Source organism: Pirellulaceae bacterium (genome assembly GCA_029243025.1).
Classification (GTDB): Bacteria; Planctomycetota; Planctomycetia; order Pirellulales; family Pirellulaceae.
On the sequence record JAQWSU010000048.1, the window covers coordinates 1 to 21,856 of the forward strand.

14 protein-coding genes are annotated in these 21,856 nt (G+C 51.9%); 6 read left to right on the plus strand and 8 right to left on the minus strand.

Annotated elements, in window-relative coordinates:
* Positions 1-307: tyrosine-type recombinase/integrase (locus tag P8N76_23705; protein MDG2384694.1), on the plus strand; the 307-nt coding region annotated here is incomplete at its 5' end.
* 25 nt (positions 308-332) lie between these two features.
* On the opposite strand, the gene P8N76_23710 is transcribed toward P8N76_23705, so the two are convergent.
* The gene (locus P8N76_23710) at positions 333-1,391 is read right to left on the minus strand and encodes an MBL fold metallo-hydrolase (protein MDG2384695.1); all 1,059 of its coding nucleotides are present in this window, start codon (positions 1,389-1,391) and stop codon (positions 333-335) included.
* Positions 1,392-1,718: 327 nt separating this feature from the next.
* Between P8N76_23710 and P8N76_23715 the strand changes: the two genes are divergently transcribed.
* Together P8N76_23715 and P8N76_23720 are read left to right on the plus strand one after the other, a co-directional pair.
* Positions 1,719-4,787 carry a DUF1553 domain-containing protein gene (locus tag P8N76_23715; GenBank protein MDG2384696.1) on the plus strand — a complete coding sequence of 1,023 codons (3,069 nt, stop codon included), beginning with the start codon at positions 1,719-1,721 and terminating at the stop codon, positions 4,785-4,787.
* 59 nt (positions 4,788-4,846) lie between these two features.
* Entirely contained in the window at positions 4,847-6,289 is a 1,443-nt protein-coding gene (locus P8N76_23720) for a DUF1501 domain-containing protein (protein MDG2384697.1), read from the plus strand.
* Between the two features lie 28 nt (positions 6,290-6,317).
* Here P8N76_23720 and polA read toward each other — a convergent pair whose 3' ends face one another.
* Positions 6,318-9,137, minus strand: a complete 2,820-nt coding sequence (gene polA / locus P8N76_23725) for a DNA polymerase I (GenBank protein ID MDG2384698.1) — start codon at positions 9,135-9,137, stop codon at positions 6,318-6,320.
* A 230-nt stretch (positions 9,138-9,367) separates the two neighbouring features.
* Here polA and ggt point away from each other — a divergent pair, with 230 nt between their 5' ends.
* On the plus strand, positions 9,368-11,098 hold the full coding sequence (gene ggt, locus P8N76_23730) for a gamma-glutamyltransferase (protein MDG2384699.1): 1,731 nt from the start codon (positions 9,368-9,370) through the stop codon (positions 11,096-11,098).
* Positions 11,099-11,195: 97 nt separating this feature from the next.
* Positions 11,196-12,062, plus strand: a complete 867-nt coding sequence (locus P8N76_23735) for an oxaloacetate decarboxylase (GenBank protein MDG2384700.1) — start codon at positions 11,196-11,198, stop codon at positions 12,060-12,062.
* 8 nt (positions 12,063-12,070) lie between these two features.
* Here the strand turns inward: P8N76_23735 and P8N76_23740 are convergent, their stop codons facing one another.
* Entirely contained in the window at positions 12,071-12,994 is a 924-nt protein-coding gene (locus P8N76_23740; protein MDG2384701.1) for a dihydrodipicolinate synthase family protein, read from the minus strand.
* A 214-nt stretch (positions 12,995-13,208) separates the two neighbouring features.
* Here P8N76_23740 and P8N76_23745 point away from each other — a divergent pair, with 214 nt between their 5' ends.
* Entirely contained in the window at positions 13,209-14,321 is a 1,113-nt protein-coding gene (locus P8N76_23745) for an SMP-30/gluconolactonase/LRE family protein (GenBank protein ID MDG2384702.1), read from the plus strand.
* 76 nt (positions 14,322-14,397) lie between these two features.
* Here P8N76_23745 and P8N76_23750 read toward each other — a convergent pair whose 3' ends face one another.
* The 5 genes from P8N76_23750 to P8N76_23770 form a co-directional block, all read right to left on the minus strand.
* Positions 14,398-15,762, minus strand: a complete 1,365-nt coding sequence (locus tag P8N76_23750; GenBank protein ID MDG2384703.1) for a DUF1501 domain-containing protein — start codon at positions 15,760-15,762, stop codon at positions 14,398-14,400.
* Between the two features lie 126 nt (positions 15,763-15,888).
* Positions 15,889-18,246, minus strand: a complete 2,358-nt coding sequence (locus P8N76_23755) for a DUF1553 domain-containing protein (GenBank protein ID MDG2384704.1) — start codon at positions 18,244-18,246, stop codon at positions 15,889-15,891.
* A 296-nt stretch (positions 18,247-18,542) separates the two neighbouring features.
* Positions 18,543-19,193, minus strand: coding sequence for a hypothetical protein (locus P8N76_23760; protein MDG2384705.1), 651 nt, complete (start codon positions 19,191-19,193; stop codon positions 18,543-18,545).
* A gap of 190 nt (positions 19,194-19,383) precedes the next feature.
* A complete protein-coding gene (locus P8N76_23765) occupies positions 19,384-20,547 on the minus strand; it encodes a fasciclin domain-containing protein (protein MDG2384706.1) in 1,164 nt (387 codons plus the stop codon).
* A gap of 204 nt (positions 20,548-20,751) precedes the next feature.
* Positions 20,752-21,690, minus strand: coding sequence for a sigma-70 family RNA polymerase sigma factor (locus P8N76_23770; protein ID MDG2384707.1), 939 nt, complete (start codon positions 21,688-21,690; stop codon positions 20,752-20,754).
* Positions 21,691-21,856 lie beyond the last annotated feature (166 nt).

The following is a 21,856-nucleotide window of genomic DNA, read 5'->3' on the forward strand; positions in this document are numbered from 1 at the left end:
TTTCGTTGCTGACGTCCATACCACTAGAGGTCATCGCCCAGCCGCAACCTGGGCCGCAAGAATCTTGGGCAAAGTAGGCGAAGAAGCCGGCATCATCGTTAACGACTCGGGCAAGTATGCAAGCTGCCATGACCTTCGACGAACCGCACTGCAGAACTGGTTAGACGCTGGGCAAGACTCGGAAACTATTCAGTTTCTAGCCCGTCATGCTAGTTTCGCGACCACGCAGAAATACTACGTCGAAAACAAAGCAGACATCATCGCTGAGCGATTTCGTCAGGTACAGTCTAGGTACAACGGTAGCTGAAACGCTATGTATAGAGTCTAGGCCTTTAGATTTGCAAACACATGCCTTCTTTGGCAACTTCGACGCGGCAATCGTCAGGGCTGCGGCCCTTGTCGACGAGTAGATTTTGAGCGAGCTTGACAGCCATCGTTTCAATTTCGACGAGATCCTGGTCGGTTCGTTGAGGATCATGATGTCCCAGGTGCAGTCGTCGAACTCCCGCCGCAACGGCGCTCTGAACCGAAGATTCGATTGTGCTGTGCCCCCATCCACGTCGACTCATGGCTGACTTGCCTGAAACCCCTTCTTCTCCCTCATATTCGGCCTGACGGTACTGCGCATCGGCATAAAGCAGGCTGGCGTTTTTCGCAAAATGGGTCAGTGTCGGATCTGGCGTCTCCGCCTGTTCGTGGTCGGATGCGAACACGACCGAGCTTGAACCGCGCTCAAATCGGTAACCAACGCAGTCTCCGGGATGATTTAGAGTGCATGTGTGGATTTCAAGGTCTTCGAGTTGGACGGTTTGGTCTACCGACAGTGGCTGCAACCGTTTGACGCCCTTCAATTGATCGAAGTCAATCGGAAAGTAGGTTTGTCGAAGTGAAGAATGCGATCCAAACAAGGTGGTGAGGCTGTCCAGCACATGTTGAGGAGCCCAAATTGTTACGCTATTGGCCGCATCAAAAAATGGCTCCGCAAAAGCTGTTGCCAGCGTGTGATCCATATGGGCGTGCGTGATGAACAGATTGGCTTCGCGATTTCCTTTGTAGTCTTTCGCATTCCAGACTCGATTTAGGTGAGCTCCTAAATTTCGGAGTCCGCTACCGGCGTCGACAATACACAGCGTGTTGGGTGTTTGAATTTGGATGCAGCTTGTATTACCACCGAGGGTTGAGCAGCGATCTGTCGGCACGTTCTGACGGATCATTCGTTCGATCTCATGACGTGAAATCTGTTTGTCACGGTAATGATCGAGCTGATTTGTATCTCGTAAGTATTCAAGCGTCGATGCAATTTTTTGGCCGACGTCGTCTGGCGTTAGCGGACGTGGAATGGTTCCGGTCGTACCCCAGTATCGGATTTCGAAGTCGTACCGTTCAGTCATGAGTTCGCAATATGGATGTCCAAGGATGCACGCGTTGGGCTGCATTGTACCCCGGATCTGACTCGATGTTTGTCCTGGCAGTTCGTGATCCGGCCAATCGGCGTCATTTTTCGCGCCGTTCGAATTCGAACGGTGGGTTGGATTCTGGTATACTGGGCAGGTAACACGATCGGTCTGTCTGAGTGGGTAGAAATTTGTCGCGATCTGATCGTGATTGCGGGAATTCCTCCCCAAGCAAAGATTTTTGTCAAACCACGTTGATTTTGGAAACAGCTGCTGTTGGCTGGTTTTCCTTGCTTTGCCCAGCCACCAACCCATTTGATTGCGATGAAATCAACAAACTCTTTCGTCGTTCCTCTCCTTTTCGTCTCGATACTCCCCGTCTTTTGTGTGGCGAGCGAGGCGCCTGATTACCAACGGGATGTCCGTCAAATTTTGTCGGATAAGTGTTACGCCTGTCACGGACCGGACGAGCAGTCGCGCGAAGCCGATTTGAGACTTGATCGACGTGAAGATGCTTTACATGTTCTCTCGCCTGATACGCCTGCCGAGAGCGAATTATTGTTACGTATCATCAGCCAAGATCCGGATGTGCGCATGCCGCCGCCTGATAGCAAAAGGAGCTTGTCATCGGCCGAAATTAAGATTCTCAGAGAGTGGATCGAAGCGTCTGCGCCTTTCGAGCAACATTGGTCGTTTCAGCCGCTTCGCTCGATCCCACCACCTCAAGTCAAGTCACAGCAATGGGTAACCAATCCGATCGATGCGTTCGTGTTAAATAAACTTGAACGTGCCGAACTCACACCCGCGACAGAGGCGGAACGTGAACAGTTGATCCGTCGCGTTAGTTTTGATCTCACCGGCTTGCCTCCAACGCTCGATGAAATACGTTCGTTTCGGAATGATCAATCGCCCGGTGCGTACGAGCGAATGGTTGACTCATTTTTAGAGAAGCCGCAATACGGCGAGCGAATGGCGGCGACCTGGCTGGATATTGCTCGCTATTCAGACACCTATGGATATCAAGTCGATCGCGATCGATTTGTTTGGCCATGGCGAGACTGGGTTCTTAAGGCATTCAATGACAACATGCCGTATGACCAGTTCATCATCAAGCAATTAGCGGGTGACCTGTTGCCGAATGCGACTGATCAGGATGTGTTGGCGACCACCTTCAATCGATTACATCCGCAAAAGGTCGAGGGTGGAAGTACGCCGGAAGAATTTCGGGTTGAGTATGTGGCGGATCGGAATCACACCTTTGCAACCGCTTTTCTAGGGTTGACTCTTGAATGCGCTCGCTGCCATGACCATAAGTATGATCCCATCACGCAAAGCGAGTATTACCAATTCTTTGCGTTCTTCAACACGATCGATGAGGCGGGGCTTTACTCCTATTTTACCTCTTCTGTTCCGACACCAACGCTCTTGTTGGGTGACGAAGCCACGCGTCGCTCGCGAGCAGAATCCGAACAACTTATTACTCATGCCGAGCGCGATTTGGATGCCTTTATTGCGAAACGCCATGAGTCGTTTGAGGGCTGGTTGTCTGAACGTCCTCAGCAGGTTGAGATGGTGGGGCAAGTCGCTCACCGTAGTTTTGACGAACCAATGGAAGGTGCGAATCACACGGTGGAAGGTCGGTTTGACAAGGCCGTGCGAATGTCGGGTGATGATGGAATCAGTTTGAAAGTGGGCAACTTCAGTCGTAACCAGCCCTTTACTGTCTCGCTTTGGATCCGGGTTCCGGATGTGAAAGAGAGGGCCGTCGTATTTCACCGATCGCGGGCTTGGACCGATGCGGGCAGTCGCGGTTACCAATTACTTTTAGAAGATGGCAAGCTCAGCGCATCCTTGATTCATTTTTGGCCGGGTAATGCCATTCGGGTACGGTCGATCAATCCGGTTGCGGTGAATGAATGGACACACGTTGTTATGTCCTACGATGGTTCCAGTACTGCTTCGGGGTTGAAGCTCTTTGTCGGCGGGCTGCCGGCTGATGTCGATCAAGTGCGGGACAATTTGTACAAAAATATCACGGGAGGGGGTGGTGACAATATTGTGATTGGCCAGCGGTTTCGCGATCGTGGCTTCACCGACGGCGAGGTGGACGAATTTCGTGTCTATGATCGTGAACTGACTGAGATCGAAGTGGCCCAGCTATTCGATGGAAAAACACTGGAAAGCAGTTTGCAAACGCCCGCCGCTCAACTGACCGGAAGCCAGCGTCAGGCTTTGTTTGCCTATTATTTAGCGACGGTTGACTTGGAATATAAGGAGCGGTTAGCGAGTTTGCAGGAGCTACGTCAAAATCGCAGCAAGATGGTGGATGGTGTTCAAGAAATTATGGTCATGCGCGAGATGACACGCCCGCGCAGGACTTATCGACTCGAGCGTGGTGCTTATGATGCACCTGCCGAACAAGTGACAGCCGATACCCCCGATTCCTTACCTGAATTTCCCGCAGGACAGCCACGCAATCGATTGGGATTGGCACGTTGGCTGACTGGGGCGAATCACCCTTTAACTTCTCGCGTCGCTGTGAATCGATTGTGGCAGCAGTGTTTTGGGCAGGGGCTGGTTCGAACGCCCGAGGATTTTGGCAGCCAAGGTGAGATCCCCTCACATCAAGAACTGTTGGACTGGCTCGCTTTTCGATTTGTGGATTCCGGTTGGGATGTAAAGCAATTACTAAAACTGATGGTCATGTCCTCAACTTACCGTCAAAGCTCCGCTGCCGGTGACCTGATGGAAATCGATCCCGAGAATCTGTTGTTAGCTCGAGCTCCAACCTATCGCCGATCAGCTGAAATGATCCGAGACAACGCACTTGCGGTCAGTGGCCTGCTCGAACAAAAGATAGGTGGGGCGCCAGTCAAGCCCTACGAGGTGGCCGTTTCTTTTAAGCCGCTCAAACGCGACTCCGGAAAGGGGCTCTATCGTCGCAGTCTTTACACCTTCTGGAAACGAACGGCGCCAGCACCTGTGATGATGACGCTGGATGCGGCGAAACGGGAGGTTTGTGTCGTAAAACGTGAACGGACCTCTTCACCGCTTCAGGCGCTGGTTTTATTGAACGATCCTCAGTTCGTTGAAGCGGCCCGGGTCATGGCCGAGCGCCTGTTGCAAAAGTTGGGTGATCAACCTGCCGAGATTGTCCGCGAAGCTTTTGAAGAACTGACGAGCCGTGCGGCGACTGAGCGGGAAGTGCAAATTTTGATCCGCTTATGGGATCAGCAGTTGAAATATTTTCAAGCAAACCCGAAACGTACGGCTGCTTTTTTGCAGATGGGAGATTCGGCGCAAGACGAATCGCTCGATGCGGCCACCGTGGCGGCCGCAGCCAGTGTGATGAGTACGTTACTGAACTATGACGAATGTGTTGTGAAACGTTAGTTATTCACGACGATCGTTAGTGAGATGTTTTCACGCTTTAAACCGATAGGGAAATGCAGATGGCAACTCACTCGTGTGTTGGCTACGAAGATTCGCAAGGGATGACCAGGCGTGGTTTTTGGTCGCGATTTGGTATGGGGCTCGGAGCCGTTGCGCTCGGTGACCTTATGCATCGCGATCTCTCGGCTGCTAATTCGACCACGCTTTTGCCTCATTTTCCGCAACGGGCAAAGCGAGTGATTTACCTGTTTCAGAGTGGTGGTCCATCCCAAATGGACTTGTATGATTACAAGCCACTTCTCAACCAAAAACATGGAACGGAATTGCCCGAAGAAATTCGTCGTGGGCAACGGCTGACGGCGATGTCTGGGAACCAAGCCAGTTTGCCGCTTGCAGGTTCGCCTTTCAAGTTTGCTCAACATGGGGACAGTGGTGCGTGGATCAGCGATTTGTTGCCCCATACGTCAACCGTTGCTGATGATCTTTGCTTCGTTAAGTCGATGCATACTGAAGCGATCAATCATGGGCCGGCAGTGACCTATCTTCAGACGGGATCGCAGTTCCCAGGACGACCTAGTATGGGGGCGTGGCTCAACTATGGCTTGGGTGCCGAGACGGAGAATTTGCCCGCCTTTGTCGTGATGGTAACAAAAAACAAAGGTGGCCAACCGCTTGTCTCCCGCCTGTGGGGTAACGGGTTCCTACCTTCTAAGTATCAAGGTGTGCGGTTTCGATCCGGAAAGGATCCGGTGCTGTATCTGAGCAATCCTGAGGGTATTGATGCGGCGAGCCGTCGACGAATGTTGGATGCTCTAAACCAACTTCATCAAAACGAGATGCGGCAGAACCAAGATCCGGAAATCGAAAATCGAATTGCTCAATACGAACTTGCGTTCCGAATGCAAGATTCCGTGCCAGAAGCGACCGATTTATCGAATGAGCCTGAGTACGTCTTCAAGGAATACGGAGATGATGCCAAAAACCCCGGCAGCTTCGCGGCAAACTGTTTGCTGGCGCGTCGTTTGGCGGAACGAGGGGTGCGATTTATTCAGCTTTATCACCCGGGCTGGGATCAACATGGGGGACTGCCGTCCGGGATAAAGAACCAGTGTCGAGAAACGGATCAGCCGGCCGCCGCGCTTGTACGGGACTTGAAACGACGCGGTTTGTTAGAGGACACGCTTGTGGTTTGGGGGGGCGAGTTTGGACGCACGAATTATTGCCAGGGCAAACTTTCAGGCAATAACTTCGGACGGGATCATCACCCTCGCTGTTTCACGATGTGGATGGCCGGAGGCGGCATTCAGCCGGGAGTAAGTTACGGGCAAACCGACGAATACGGTTACAACGTCGCTGAAAACCCGGTGCATATCCATGATCTGCACGCGACTCTCTTGCATTTGTTGGGAATCGACCATGAGCGACTTACCTTTAAGTACCAAGGTCGACGATTTCGGTTGACCGACGTAAAAGGCGAGCTTGTCAAACCGATCATCGCTTAAACCAACCGAGTCGTTTGGCAGCGTTTGGCTAATGGGCTTCGAGCCAGTTCTGGCCGACGCCCATCTCGACAACAATTGGCACTTTCATCGGAAGAGCGCTTTTCATACATGCCTCGATGCGTGGAATCACGGTTTCGCGTTCTGGTCGATAAAGGTCGAAAACAAGTTCATCATGGACCGTTAGCAACATCTTGGTCTTGAAATCACCTGCTCGGAGTTCCTGATCGATTTTGATCATTGCTAGTTTGAGTAGATCTGCGGCTGTTCCTTGAATTGGACTGTTCATTGCCAGCCGTTCGGCCGCTCCACGAACAGAGAAATTCTTCGAGTTAATATCTCGCAGATACCGGCGGCGACCCGTCATCGTCTTGACGTAGCCATGTTCTCGGGCGTATTCGATGGTCTGATCGATGTAAGCCTGCACGCCAGGGTATTTTTCGAAATAGTTTTTGATGAGTGAAGATGCTTCTTTGCGAGGAATATTTAGTCGTTGTTGAAGCCCAAAAGCCGAGATGCCATAGATAATGCCGAAATTGACCGTCTTGGCCTTGTCTCGCATTTCTCGTGTAACTTCCTCCATCTGAACCTTGTAAACCTTGGACGCGGTCACGGCGTGGATGTCGGTATTTGTGTTGAAGGCATCCAGCATGCCTTCGTCTTCGCTCAATTCCGCCATGATGCGTAATTCGATTTGCGAGTAATCGGCGGCCAGCAACAGGTACTCGTCATTGCGAGAGATAAACGCGGCACGAATTTCTCGCCCTCGCTCCTTGCGAACGGGAATGGTTTGCAGATTGGGGTTATTCGATTGCATGCGCCCCGTGGCGGTCCAAGCTTGGCTATAGTGCGTATGAATGCGCCCTGACTTTTCGTCTACCGCCTCTGGCAACTGGTCGACATAAACCGTCTTCAGTTTGACGGCACTCCGATAATCCATGACGTCTCGGACAATTTGATGTCGGCTGCTTAAACGAATTAGTTCTGCTTCTCGTGTCGAGTATTGTCCTGTCGGCGTTTTCTTGGGGTTTTCCTCGATCTGCAATTCCTCGTAGAGGACGACGCCCAATTGTTTGGGGGAATCAATGTTGAACTCGTGGCCAGCAGCTTCGAAAATGCGACTCTGGAGTGATTCGATCTCTTGCGCTAGCTGTTTTGAGTAGGCATGTAATGCATCTGTATCGATTCGAATGCCTTCGTATTCCATCCTGACCAGCACAGGAATCAATGGGCACTCAACGTCATAGCAAACTTGAGCCACACCACGTTTTTCAATGTCAGGACGAATTAGATTGCTGAGTTGTAGGGTGATATCGGCATCTTCACACGCGTATTCGGCGATCTGATCGAGAGGCACGTCTCGCATGTTTTTTTGCTCTTTGTCGCGTTCCCCAATGAGATCGCGGGTGGGGATTGGCTTGTAGCTGAGATAGAGATTTGCCAAATAGTCGAGACCATGTTTCATTTCAGGCTCTTTCATTGAATGAGCCAGCATCGTGTCAAATAATCGTCCCTTGACTTCGATTCCATGCCATTGAAGCAGCGTGATGTCATACTTCAGGTTATGACCGATTTTTTCGATCTTTTCATTTTCGAAAAAAGGCCGGAATTCATCGAATAACTCCAAGGTGGCAGATCGATCTTCAGGGCAGACAACATAGAACCCCGTATGTGGAGTGCATGAAAACGCGAGTCCGAGTGGAGCTGCAGTGCGTGCATCCAAGCCGGTCGTCTCCGTGTCAAAGCAGACCGCGGTTTGATCGAGCAAGGTTTCGAGCAGTTCTGCACGCTCGGTTTCGGAGCGGATGATTTTGTAGTCGTGTGGTGTTGTTTCGATTGTTTCATATTCTTCAGGGACGTCGTCAAAAAGAGTGGCTTGAATCTCTTTTTCGCGTTTCTCGCGAATGACGGCTGTCCGTGTTGCGCTGGCGGAAAATGAGTTTCCAAACAAGCGTTTGCCAAGGCCATCAAATTCGAGTTCGATAAACAGTTCTTTGAGAGCCTCTTTGTCATAGTTTTGGAATTCAAAATCCGTGAGTGAGCTCTCGTGGGGAACATCGGTGATGATGGTGACGAGTTCTTTGGATAGAAGGGCTTGGTCCGCAAATGTTTCGACTCGCTCCTTTTGCTTGCCCTTGAGTTTGTCTGTGTTTTTTAGCAGGTTTTCGACTGTATCGTATTGAGCAATCAGCTTCTGTGCCGTTTTTTCACCGATGCCAGGCACTCCCGGTACGTTGTCAGAGCTATCCCCCATCAAACCCAAAATGTCGATGACTTGATCAACTCGTTTGATTTTCCAGCGTTCCAGGATTTCTTCGACACCCAGCATTTCAAACGTCGCGCCTTGACGACCAGGTCTCCAGATCCAGGTTTTGTCACTCACCAGTTGATGGTAATCCTTGTCAGGAGTTACCAAGAAGGACTCATAGCCCTCGTCCGCCGCTTCGTAAGCGATCGTTCCGATCACGTCGTCGGCTTCGAATCCGGGTAGCCGGATAATTGGCATGCGAAACGCTTCCAGCAATCGAAAGACGTAAGGGATTTGAGCACGGAGATCTTCCGGCATTTCTTGCCGCTGTGCTTTATATTCCTCATACATCTTGTGCCGATGCGTTGGGTCGGATGTGTCAAAGGCGGCGCCAATGTGTGTCGGTGATTCGCGTTTGATAAGATCGAGTAGCGTGTTGCAAAAGCCAAATACCGCGGAGGTGCACAAGCCACTTGAGGTATGCCTGGGGCTCCGAACGAGCGCGAAGTGGGCTCGGTAGATCAACGCCATCCCATCCAACAGGAATAGACGTTTTCGCGGATTGCGATCGGAATCCTCTTGAGCCGCGGACGACTTGGCCATCGCGACCTCCTCATAATCGTGCTTGAAGCGGAAAACCGTATGATAAGATTGGCTTGGGTCGGGCGGTAGGTGGCGATCGCATGGTTCAGCTCACTGCGATCTCGCTGAGCTACCGCATTTCACCGGCCCACTCGTGTTGACCTGCTTGCGGCGGCCGTTGGAATTGTGATCGCAAGTCATTCGAATTCTTCTGCAGCATCGATTATGATGGCCCTAGGAGGACTTTTTCTATGGATCGTCGAGAGTTATTGAAGTGGGCCGGAGCGATGGCATGTGCGCCAGGCATGTGTCGTGATGTTTGGGCAGCACCCGAAGAGAGACAAGCCCCTTTTCTCGATAGGGGAAGAATCCAAGCGAGAAATCAAAACCGTTCAACGGTCGTTTGTCAAAATGGAATCGTTTGCGCGAGTCAACCGCTTGCGGCGATGGCCGGTATCGATGTGCTGAAGGCTGGAGGCAATTGCATTGATGCGGCGATTTGCACCAATGCGGTGCTGGGCGTTACCGAACCAGCCAGTAATGGGATTGGTGGAGATCTGTTTGCGATTGTCTGGATCGAAAAAGATCAGCAGCTTTACGGATTAAATGCTAGCGGAAGAGCGCCTTACGATTGGAATTTGAAGGCCGCCGATCGGTTGGGATTGAGCTCAATTCCTCGCCACAGTCCGCTGAGTTGGAGTGTGCCTGGCTGCGTCAGCGGCTGGGGTGCTTTGAGCGAACGATTCGGAAAACTGACGCTGGACAAATCCTTGCAGCCAGCAATCGACTATGCCCGCGAAGGGTTTCCCCTTTCGCCGATTATCGCGGGGCATTTTGGCTTTGATCCGCAACTCGACGCAGGCCTCGCTGCGCTCTATCAGCCGGGTGGGGAAATTCCCAAGTATGGCGATATCTTTCGAAATCCGCTGTTGGCGAATAGTTACGAGGCGATTGCGAGGGATGGTGCGTCGGCGTTTTATCAGGGAACAATCGCTGAACAAATTGTTAAAAAGTCGAAAGAACTTGGGGGAGTGATGAGTCTGAAAGACCTCAAAGATCATCAACCCACATGGGTCGATCCCGTCAGTTCAAGTTATCGCGGGTGGGATTTGTGGGAGATTCCGCCGAATGGACAGGGCATTGCGGCCTTGCAGATTCTGAATCTGCTCGAAAACTTTGACCTGGGAGAGCTCGAACCTAATTCGGCTGAGCATTTACACCTGTTTGCAGAAGCGAAGAAGTTGGCTTTTGAAGACCGTGCTCAATACTATGCTGATCCGGAATTTGCCGATGTCCCAATCGAATGGTTGATTTCCAAAGCGTATGCAAAAAAACGCGCGGCGCTGATCGATCCAAACCAAGCGAGAAAAGAGCTTCGATTTGGCGATCCGCCACTCGACTCCGATACGGTCTATCTGACGGCGGCAGACAATGAAGGCAATATGATTTCGCTGATCCAAAGTATTTATTACGGCTTCGGATCGGGGATTTGTCCGGATGGAGTTGGTTTTGTGATGCAGAATCGGGGGCAAGCTTTTTCGCTTGATCCCAAGCATCGCAATCGATTGGAACCTCACAAGCGACCATTCCATACGATCATTCCTGCTTTTCTTACTCGTGATGGTCAACCGGTTATGTCATTCGGGGTGATGGGGGGAGACTTTCAACCACAAGGTCACAGTCAGGTGTTGATGAACATGGTGGATTTTAAAATGTCACCGCAGCAGGCAGGTGAACAGCCCCGAATCGCCCACACCGGCAGCAGCAGTCCCTGGGGGGCAAAGGCTCTTGGCGGTGGTTCTTTGGTATTGGAACGCGGAATTCAGCCGAAGGTCAAGCAGCAGTTGGCCGATATGGGACACGTGATTCAGCCGCAGTTGGGCGCCCACGGTGGCTATCAAGCGATTTGGCGTTTGGAGGAACCGCGTCGTTATTTTGGTGGCTCCGATCCACGTAAGGATGGAGCTGCAATCGGCTATTGAGTCGATCGTCAACTACCAACCATCGATCGGGCCTTTGAGAAAACGCTCCGATTCATTTTCGATATTCATCGAATTACGCCAAATTGGAGGTCGTAGTATGCCGCATGCAGGAGTGCAAGCCATCTTGGACGAGGTGGGAACGCTTGTCTTTCCCGGTGTCTACGATTGCTTGTCGGCCCGGATCGTTCAGGACGTTGGTTTTCCGATGTCATTTGTGTCAGGGTATGGAGTGTCTGCGACGTCTCTGGGTGAGCCCGATATGGGGCTGATGACGCAAACTGAAATGTTAGAACGGGCACGACGTATCTGCGGGAGTGTCCAGATTCCGATCCTGGTAGATGCCGATACGGGCTATGGAAACGCGATGAATGTTTATCGCACCGTCTCCGACTTAATCGATGCGGGTGCCGCGGGCTGTTTTCTAGAGGATCAAGTGTGGCCGAAACGTTGCGGGCACATGCAAGGCAAGCGAGTGATTGAGCGGAGCGAGTATGCTGACAAGATTGCAGCAGCAGTCGAAGCACGCGGTGATCGTCCGTTCTTTATCGTGGCAAGGACCGATGCGGTCGCCGTCATCGGCTTCGAAGAAGCTCTGCATCGAGTAGAAGATGCCGTCGAAGCGGGTGCGGACGCAAGCTTTATTGAGGCTCCGGTTACTCGTGACCAATTAGCGCAGATCGGACGTGAAGCTCCCAAGCCGACGGTTGCAAATATGATTGAGGCAGGAAAGACGCCTTTAATGACTCGGGAAGAACTTTCGGAACACGGATTTCAATTAGTGCTTTATCCGTTGTCAAGTTTGTTTTCTGCCGCACACGCGATTCGCGAAGCCTGCCAGCAAATCCGCGATCAACAGTCCACATCAGCGTTGCACTCACGCATGATGACGTTTGGTGATTTCAATTCGTTAATCGGACTCGACGGCCGTCATCAATTGGCCAAGCGATTGGACTCATCCCGTTAGTCGATTTGCTAAACTGTCGCGGTCGAAGCGAGTTCCTCTTCCGCGGCCAAAATCGGTGCAACGATCGAGTCAATCTCGTGTTTCTCAGCGATTGTGAGTCGGCGATACGGAGGACGTGGGTCGCCAAAGTCGAGTCCGAGACTGGTGATCGCGTGCTTTAAGAATGAGACGTTATAGGAGTTTTCAGCACGTGCTCGGTAACTCTCGATGGGAAGAAGAATGCTCTGGAGTCGCAAGGCTTCCGACCAATCTCCTCGTGCCAGAGCTGCATGCATGGCAACGGTTACTCGAGGACAGATATTTCCGGCGCCGCTGGTGTAGCCAGGTGAACCTGCGAGTGCAAAGAATGGAGCGTATCGTTCGGCACTACCGCAAAACCAGTCAAGCCGATTTTGATCACGGGCAACCACATGCTGGAAAGTGCTTATTTCGTTGACTGAGTATTTGATGCCGACGAGGTGGGGGTGATCTGCCAATTCCAGCAGCAACTCATCGGATGGGACCGGTGCCTTTTTGTAGATGATTGACGGGCACTGTAATTCCCCCATGAGTTGCGTGTAGTAATCGTTCGCACCGGTGTCGGATAAATAGGGAAAGTCCAGTGGCATCACCAGCACCCCATCGGCTCCCGCTGCTAACGCTTGCTGGCCTAAGTCAATCGCATTGCAAAGTTGCAGCCCGACAGGACAAAGGACCCTCGCCTGTTCTCCAACGACTTCTCGCGTCATCTTAATTGCCGCAACAATTTCACTTGTCATCAAGGTGTGGAATTCAGAGCTCCCCGCACAGGGGATGAAGACTCGCACCCCCGAGTCGAGTAATCGTTGTGTTTGCTGACGCATGGGATCTAATGCGATTTCACCATTTTGGCTAAATGCAGTGATCGGGACGAGTTGAACGTGATGCAATGACTCGCGTGAAAATCCGGCCATCCGATTTCTAACCTTTCGCTGAATCAATTCCTTAACGTCTTGCGGATTTGCCTATTGCAAATTCAGCCTTCATCTTTCTTCTGCATTTGCCTTCCGCAACTCAACAGCTCATAGTATAGGGTTGTGCGACAGTATCGCCAGCCAGCGCCGTGCCCGCTCGTTCCAAAATGTCAGCAAAACCTTGAATGTATTCCGAGCCTTGAAAGGATCCCCAATGCAGAACGATCGGATCAAACTCGAATCTGTTTCGAATGATGACTTACCTAATGGTCGTCACATGCCCCGTCGCACTTTTTTGGCCGCTTCTGCTGCCGCAACGGTAGCTGCGATTTCCCGGCCGGCCGTTTCACGAGAATATGGTCCTGACGCTCCACCTATCCGGTATCCTGATCCGGATATTGTTGTGCTGGATGAGCGTTTTTCGAAATATAAACTCGGCAATACACCCATCCAACGAGTCCATCGAGGAAACCTTTGGGCCGAGGGACCCGCGTGGAATGGCGTCGGAAAGTATTTGCTTTGGAGCGATATTCCCAGCAATGTTCAACGGCGGTTGAATTTAGATAACAATCAAGTCAGCATCTTTCGAAGTCCCTCGCAAAATAGTAACGGCAACACGTTTGATTTTCAGGGGCGGCAGATTTCCTGTGAGCACGGTACACGACGAGTCGTGCGCTATGAATATGACGGCACCGTGACTGTGCTGGCAAGCGAATGGGAAGGAAAGCCGTTGAACGCTCCGAATGATGCGGTTGTTCATCCGAATGATGGTGCCATTTGGTTTACTGACCCAGGTTATGGCAGCCTGATGAATTATGAAGGAAATCGTGGGCCTTTGCATATTAAAGAAGCCGTTTATCGCATCGACGCCAAGACAGGGAAAATGTCAAAGGTGACGGACGACATCTTTAAGCCAAATGGCCTTTGCTTTTCTCCCGACTACAAAATGCTGTATGTGGCTGATACGGGTGCGAGTCATTACCAAGATGCAAAACGTCAGATCAAAGTCTGGGACATAGCCGATGGCGTGAAGTTAGCCAACGGTCGGACCTTCACCTCGATGGAAATGGACGGTCAAGCCGGGATGGCCGATGGCATTCGATGCGACGTCGATGGCAACATCTGGTCCAGTGCGGGCTGGGTGGGAGAGGGCTATGATGGAGTCCACATCTTTGCGCCCGATGGCGACCGAATCGGATTGATTCGGTTACCAGAAATCTGCAGCAACGTTTGTTTTGGTGGCAAAAAACGTAATCGACTATTCATGACGGCCAGTCAATCAGTCTATGCTGTCTACGTTGAGACTCAGGGAGCTCACATCAGTTGACCCGATCATGAGCGGACCGAGCCCAGCTTAATGAGGTGGCTCGGTCGCTGTAACACGATCGTGAAGCGATCACCGCCTAGCTCAGCACATCGTGCACGATATTGCCGTGTACATCGGTGAGGCGGAAATCTCGGCCCTGCGATCGAAACGTCAGTCTTTCGTGGTTCATGCCGAGTGTGTGAAGCATCGTGGCGTGCAGGTCATGCACGTGGAAGACGTTTTCCGTCGCATTGTAGCCAAGTTCATCGGTCGAACCGTAGCTGGTGCCGCCTTTTGTACCACCGCCTGCCATCCACATCGAAAAGCCTTTGATGTGGTGGTCTCGGCCGTTTCCTTGCGCCATCGGGGTGCGTCCGAATTCTCCGGCGTACACGACCAATGTGTCGTCGAGCATGCCACGTTGCTTTAAATCGGTGACGAGTGCTGCAGTACCTTGATCGACTAGGTTTGCCGTGTGAGCAACAGCATTCTTGATTCCACCGTGATGGTCCCAGCCTCGATGGTAGAGCTGGACAAATCGTACTCCACGCTCCGCCAGGCGACGAGCCAGCAGGCAATTGCTGGCAAACGTTCCATCGCCGCCTTGCGTTCCGTACATATCGAGGATGTGTTGTGGTTCGTCTGACAAATTCATTAATTCCGGAACGCTCGTTTGCATGCGGAAAGCCATTTCGTATTGCGAAATCCGCGTGGCTATTTCAGGGTCGTCGACGACGTCGGCATGCAGTTCGTTCAACCGGTTAATCGCGCCGACTAGCTGTCCTTGATCCTGACGCGTGACTCCACGTGGCTGATCGACATACAATACGGGGGCACCGGTCGATTGAAACTGCACACCCTGGAGTCGACTTGGGAGAAAGCCGCTGTGCCATTGCCTGGCTGCAATCGGTTGGTCTTGGCCACCTCCACTCGAAGTCAGCACCACGAAGCCAGGCAGGTTGTTGGTTTCGCTACCAAGTCCGTACAGGATCCACGAACCCATGCTTGGCCGCCCGGAAATCGCGGTTCCGGTGTTCATGAACGTATGGGCCGGATCGTGATTAATCTGCTCCGTTTTCATCGATCGAATAATGCACATCTCATCGGCAATTTTTGGGATGTGTTTGAAGACCGTGCAAATCTCTTGTCCCGATTCGCCATAGCGGCCGAACGGGTGTTGGGGGGCAAGACAGGTGAGTTTTTTTCCTTGTAACTGAGCGATCGGCTGTCCGTCTGTAAAGGAGGCAGGCATGGGCTTGCCGTGCATCGCTGCCAACTTTGGCTTGTAATCGAATGTTTCCAGATGGGATGGCCCACCTGCCATGCAGAGAAAAATAACTCGACGAGCTCGACGTGGAATGTGGAGTGGTCGGGCCACACCTTCCCACTTGGCAGCAGAAGTGTCTGCGGCCTTGGTGTCGGATTGCAGGAGCGAGTTCAGCGCAATTCCACCGATTCCCATCGCTCCGCGACGAAGAAAGCTGCGTCGTGTTGCAGCGATGATCGACTGTTGATTTCGTTCAAAGTTCACAGCGTCCACCTGCAGATCGAGGTCCTAGGGCCAAAAGGAAAATAGGGTGTGAATTGATCAATAACGAGTGATCGTTTCATGTAGATTCAAGATGACTCGGCACACGGCTGTCCATGCGGCTAACTCAGCTAGGTTATCCGGCTGGTCAGCCCCGAGTGTTTGTGCAATTTGTTTCGCACTTTCGGTATCTTTGCTGTAGCGTTTAAGTTGTTCATCGTAGACGGAAGCCAAAATGTCAGCTTCTTTGCTGGTCGGGTTACGTGCCAAGACTTCGTTGAAGATCCATGGAATGCGATTTTGGGAATCAGAATTGGTTTCTGCGAGAACCCGGTGTGCGAGTTGAGTTGCCGCCTCAACGTAGGTGGGGTCATTAAGGAGCACCAACGCTTGTAGCGGGTTGTTGGATCTTGTTCTTTGCGCCGTACATTCCTCACGAGTGGGCGCATCAAACGCCGCCAAGCTTGGGTGTAAGAATGTTCGGCACCAGTAGGTGAATACACCCCTGCGGTATTGGTTGTCGCCCTGATCCGCGACGTATTTCCGCTTAGGGAAATTTAGCTCTGCCCAATAGCCAGCCGGTTGGTAGGGCTTTGCACTGCCTCCTGTTTTGGAGGTCACCAGTAAGCCACTGACGGCCAAGGCTCCATCTCGAATCATTTCTGCGTCAAGACGAAAACGATTCTGTCGTGCCAGCCATTGGTTTTCCAAGTCGCGCTGTTGCAGCTCCTGATTGGATTCGGACGACTGTTGGTAGGTTCGGGAGGTTACCATCAGTTTTAAAATGTGCTTCGTGTTCCAGCCACTATCGATCAATTCGCACGCTAACCAATCAAGAAGTTGAGGATGAGTTGGATAGTTTCCTTGTGAGCCGAAATCATCTGGGCTACGCACGAGCCCTTCTCCGAACATTAAACGCCAGAGGTGATTGGCGTAAACGCGTGCCGTGAGTGGGTTGTCGGGCGATACAATCCAACGCGCTAGCTCTAATCGACTCGCCGATTCTGCTTCATTTAAAGAACCGAAAATTGCTGGGATTTCCGGCGCGACTTCAGGCCCCGATTCATCCAGCCAATTGCCGCGTGGCAGGATACGTGTCATGCGACGTTCGACGGAAGTTGTCGTTAGCGTCTTCTTGATCTTGCCATTGGCTTGCTTGCGTTGATCTTCAAGTTGCTTCAATTTGTTCTTGAGATCGTCAATCTCACTTTTGGAGTCCGAGTCCTGGTCTGAATTTGTCGTTTCTGGCGACGCGGCTTCGCTGTCAGCTAACTTGGATTTTAACTCAGTAATCTCAGTATCAAACTTTTTCAGCGTGTCAGATTCTTCCTCTGTCGGAAGTGTAAGATTTGCAGGCTGGGCGCCCACAGCGATCTCTTGGACGTCAGCAAAGAACGCCGCGAATCGGTAGAAATCCTCCGCTGAGAATGGATCGAACTTGTGATCATGGCACTGGGCGCAACCGAGCGTGGTGCCGAGCCAGACCGTAGAAGCATTGCGCACTCGATCCGCCGCATAGATTGCACGATACTCTTTGGCTTGAGCTCCACCCTCCTGCGTCGTCTGGAGCAGCCGGTTGTAGCCGGATGCAATACGATCTTGAATCGTTGGATTGGGTAAGAGGTCACCCGCGATTTGTGCAATCGTGAACTTGTCGAATGGCAAATTGCTGTTAAATGCGTCAATTACAAAAGAACGATACGCCGAAATCTCGCGATGTTGATCGCCATGATAACCACATGTATCAGCAAAACGAACAAGATCCAGCCAAAAGGCGGCCATCCGTTCTCCAAATCGTTTCGAACTGAGCAAGTTGTCGACGATTTGATGATAGGTTTCTTGCGATGCGTTGCTTTGATATTGACTGACCACATCAGTCGTCGGAGGCAGTCCGGTCAAATCAAAGTAAACTCGACGAATTAGTGTGCGGGGATCTGCGTCTTTTGACGGTGGCACCGACCTGGATTCGTTCTGTGCTAGTACAAAGTGATCCAGAGCATTGATCGGCCAAGCATTTGCGGAAACGGTCGGCAGCTCGGGTCTTTCCGGTTTGTCGTAGGACCAATGGCTTGTGAATTTTGCGCCCTGATTAATCCACTCCCTGACCAAGGCAATTTGATCCGCATTCAGCCCTGGTCGGTTGGATTCAGGAGGCGGCATTTGCTCTGTGTCGTCGCTACTGGTTAAACGGCGGATGAGTTCACTTGAGTCAGCATCGCCCGGAATGATTGCTGTTTCGATGGCATGCTTGCGGAAATCGAGTCTTAATTCATTCTCTTGATTCGAGCGGTCGGGTCCGTGACATGCGTAACAAGAATTCGATAGAAGAGGACGGATTTGTCGGCTGTAATCAATCTCTTCCGCCGAAAGGCCCTGGGTTGTAAGACCAATCATTGCGATCAAAAAAATTCGGTTCATCCGATTGCTCTCGAAGCTAAGGTCCGTCAATTGTCTTGATTGGCATCCGCTACGTCCCATCCCGATCAAGCATGTGCATCGCGAAGACTCGGGGTAGCCCGAGTTGCCTAAGGTTTGACGAGGCAATACTTGTTGGGAAACCTGACGGTGGATCCTGCCCCATTGTAAGCGATTTGGAGGCAATTTGCGAAGTGATCCCTGCTTTCTCGCCGGTTTCCCCGAGAAGCAGATCGATCAAGCGGATGTCCAAGAGGACTTAGCGTCTCAGTGAGGCTTGCCGCGAATTTAGAAGCTGGTTAGGAGACGTTAGCGGGGCTTGTTGTGAAAGTTCCTGTCTCCAGGAAACGGTGAACGCATTCCGCCGTGTCTCGTCGCCATGGGAGGACACCGTGATGACCGGGTAGCACAATATGCTCCCGTTGGCACTGCAAATGAGTGCTGTCACGTGGGACGACCAGGTCTTCTGCTGCGGCGATAACGCCGATTTCCAGACCGGTGGGTTCGTTGAGCCGATTCACAAAACTATCGCTCACGTCCGAAAGCTCTCTTAAGGGAGGGCAAAACCAGCCGAGTGGACGAGACAGGGCTCGTGCCACGTGCGAACCATGGTTGGGGGGGCCCAGCATAACAATTCGAGAGAGTTTATCGGGAGTGCCGTCAAGCAAGGCGCAGCGGGCGATGATACTTCCCATGCTATGAGTCACCAAATGAATGCTCTCGACGCGTGGATCTCGATCAAGCTCAATCAGGTCGCGACGCAGGGCAGTGGCATGCAATTGAATTGAGCTTCTGAGACTCGCGTAACCCCAATTGCGAGCAAGATAGCCCCGATGATTGAGGTAAGTTGTCAGCCGTGACATGACAAGCCGAGGTGCGGCCAAACCATGGAGTAGGAAAATACTTTCGTTGTTCGATGGTCCTAAACCACTGTCGTGAGTAAGCTTCATGATTGAGATTTTCGGTGCGTTGGTGAAGACACGTGCCAGCAGTCTATCGTCTTGTTGTCTATCCTATTGTATCGCCTGGACTGGCATCATGACCTTAGATTGCTTGGTTGATAACTGGATAAATAGAAAAAGCTGGTAGCCCCGACAGGAAGACTACCAGCTTTTCGTTAACGATTCGGATGGTGACAGCTTACTTCACGTCGTTGTAAGCCATATCCAGAGCGTGGCGTAATGTCCATGCCTGGGTGTGGACACAGGAGGTTGATTCGGCCTTAGCCATTGCCATCTTCATAACTCGCATCGTATGGGGGCTCATCTCAGCTCCCTCCATCTCCATCAGGCGATTCATGGTCGCCATGTAAATAGCCGCACATTGCCCGGGCTTTTGGGCGTTGTAGAGCGGGGCTCCGGTATTGATCGCTTCGACGATCACGTCTCGAGGATTGCCGTGAGCGGCTTGATCCCCGCTCGGGGGCAGAATGACGCTGTCGATGACGTGGATTACACCATTGCTGGCGTCGATGTCGGTTGCAATTAACTTCGCATCGTTAACCTTTGCTTCGCCGTCCACCAGTCGAATTTTTACTTTGGGACCTAGCAGAGTCTTGGCCGCTCCCGCGGACAGTGCTTCGGGGGAATAGACGCGACCGGGCACGACGTGGTACTTCAGAATGTCAGCAAGTTTGCCGAGGTTCTTCTTCTCCAGCAGGCTCGCGACGGTTCCCTCGGGGAGTTTCGCAAATGCTTCGTCTGTTGGGGCGAACACGGTAAAGGGACCGTCTCCAGCCAGGGCACCTGCAAGGCCAGCGGCTTTCGCTGCGGCAAGCAATGTTTTGAATGACCCGGCTTTGGATGCTGTGGTCGGAATGTCATCGGATGCGGGTAGGATCACTTGGTCGATCACGTGGATGATGCCGTTGGAACATTCGATGTCTGTGGCGACGACTTTCGCCTTGTCGACTGTAACTGCTCCGTCCTTTGCCGCGATGTCGACTCGCTGACCGTTCAGTGTTTTGGCACCGTTGAGCTTCACAACTTTCGCAGCAGGAACTTTGCCGGGAATGACGTGGTAAGTCAAAATCGCGACGAGCTGATCTTTGTTTTCTGGTTTGAGTAAAGTTTCCACCGTACCGGCGGGTAGCTTGCTGAATGCTTCGTCTGTTGGAGCGAGTACGGTGACGGGACCATCGGCCTTCAAAGCATCGACGAGACCAGCGGCCTGAACTGCAGCGACTAGCGTTTTGAAATTACCGGCAGAAACCGCCGTGTCGACGATGTCTTTGGACTCTGCTTTCAACGTGGCGGTGAGCAATAGGCTCGCAGTCATTCCCCAAAAAATTGTTTTACGAAGCATTCTTCTGTCTCCTCGATTCCGTATTAATCTAAAAATCCCAGTTGGGTGTCTTTTTCGCGAGCTTGACGGAAGCTACTCGCAGATCAAGACAAAGCATTCAAGCGTTCGCAGCGTGACGACCAGACGTTGGTCGCAGCAATCTATCTCGTTTCAGACGCTCGCCGCCGCACTTTTCGCAGTGGTGAGCGTGACTCGGCCCGGTCGTTAGGCAATTGGTTCTAGTCGGATCGCGTGAGCAACGTCTCTCAGCTTGTTGAGTGCCCGCTGTTCTAGTTGGCGAACTCGCTCCTTTGAAACTCCGAGCATTTCTCCCAACCGCTGAAACGTCGGCTTCTCTCCAATGTCCTCGAATCCGTATCTTGCTTGCACGATGAATTGTTCCCTCTCGTCGAGGGTGGAAAGCATCTTGTTCACGGAGCGGTCGATCTGGTTCCAAATGCGCTCCGGTTGAACAGGCACGTTATCAGTGTTCATTTCTCGGTGAAGGACCTCTGCCGTCCCTGTCGAGAATCGGGTGCGATCGCGATGCTGTCGTTGGACAAGGCGAAAGACCTCTCTTCGAACTGCACGGGTCGCATAGGTGCTAAATCGGAAGCCGCGATCACAGTCGAACTTTTCCACTGCTTTGATCAAACAGCTGATGCCTTCGGAAAGAAGGTCGTCGAAAGGATTTCGCTCGTCCGCGAATTGCTTCACGATCGAGATTACCAGTCGTACATTCGCGTGAATGATGTGATTTCTTACTCGATTCGCTGCGTCCAGCAAATCTTCCAGCTCTTTAATTTTCCTGCGGTTGAGCCGCTGAGAGTTGAGCGTCGAACGAATGACGTTCGCTCGATACTTCAGATAGTTCATGCGTTGGAAGGAGTCCTTCTCCTCCTGCGGAGAGAGGAGAGCGGCAGAGCAAAGTCGCTCCAGGTGGGCCGGCATTCGAACTCGAATTCCAGTGGGTAGCGGGTCGGTGGAACTTACCTGATGTGCCTGACGGATGGCTTCGGCCCAAGCCTTGTCGGCGTCCAATTCTCGAAATGCGAGGCTCGGTATAAAAGCGATCTCCTGTTTCAGGTGCTGCTCCGTCATTGCTTTAATTTGTTGGCGACTTCGTGAATCGGCCTTGGTGGCAGTGATTTGAGCGGCGATCATGATCAGGTCCTTCGTTAAAACGTTCAATTCGTTCACTTTGGACAAACCGCCGGATCACGGTGACTTTAACTGAATTTGTTGAGGAAAACTCATTTTCCTTAGTGTTGATGACTCTAAGTCGTTTAAAATTAGTTATTTGCGATTGATTGTATCGTTGGGTGCGGTA

Excerpts from the sequence above, each read along its gene's own strand:
- P8N76_23710 (MDG2384695.1), bottom strand. The coding sequence starts at position 1,391 with ATGACTGAACGGTACGACTTCGAAATCCGATACTGGGGTACGACCGGA.
- P8N76_23715 (MDG2384696.1), top strand. The coding sequence starts at position 1,719 with ATGAAATCAACAAACTCTTTCGTCGTTCCTCTCCTTTTCGTCTCGATA.
- P8N76_23720 (MDG2384697.1), top strand. The coding sequence starts at position 4,847 with ATGGCAACTCACTCGTGTGTTGGCTACGAAGATTCGCAAGGGATGACC.
- polA (MDG2384698.1), bottom strand. The coding sequence starts at position 9,137 with ATGGCCAAGTCGTCCGCGGCTCAAGAGGATTCCGATCGCAATCCGCGA.
- ggt (MDG2384699.1), top strand. The coding sequence starts at position 9,368 with ATGGATCGTCGAGAGTTATTGAAGTGGGCCGGAGCGATGGCATGTGCG.
- P8N76_23735 (MDG2384700.1), top strand. The coding sequence starts at position 11,196 with ATGCCGCATGCAGGAGTGCAAGCCATCTTGGACGAGGTGGGAACGCTT.
- P8N76_23740 (MDG2384701.1), bottom strand. The coding sequence starts at position 12,994 with ATGGCCGGATTTTCACGCGAGTCATTGCATCACGTTCAACTCGTCCCG.
- P8N76_23745 (MDG2384702.1), top strand. The coding sequence starts at position 13,209 with ATGCAGAACGATCGGATCAAACTCGAATCTGTTTCGAATGATGACTTA.
- P8N76_23750 (MDG2384703.1), bottom strand. The coding sequence starts at position 15,762 with ATGGGAATCGGTGGAATTGCGCTGAACTCGCTCCTGCAATCCGACACC.
- P8N76_23755 (MDG2384704.1), bottom strand. The coding sequence starts at position 18,246 with ATGAACCGAATTTTTTTGATCGCAATGATTGGTCTTACAACCCAGGGC.
- P8N76_23760 (MDG2384705.1), bottom strand. The coding sequence starts at position 19,193 with ATGAAGCTTACTCACGACAGTGGTTTAGGACCATCGAACAACGAAAGT.
- P8N76_23765 (MDG2384706.1), bottom strand. The coding sequence starts at position 20,547 with ATGCTTCGTAAAACAATTTTTTGGGGAATGACTGCGAGCCTATTGCTC.
- P8N76_23770 (MDG2384707.1), bottom strand. The coding sequence starts at position 21,690 with ATGATCGCCGCTCAAATCACTGCCACCAAGGCCGATTCACGAAGTCGC.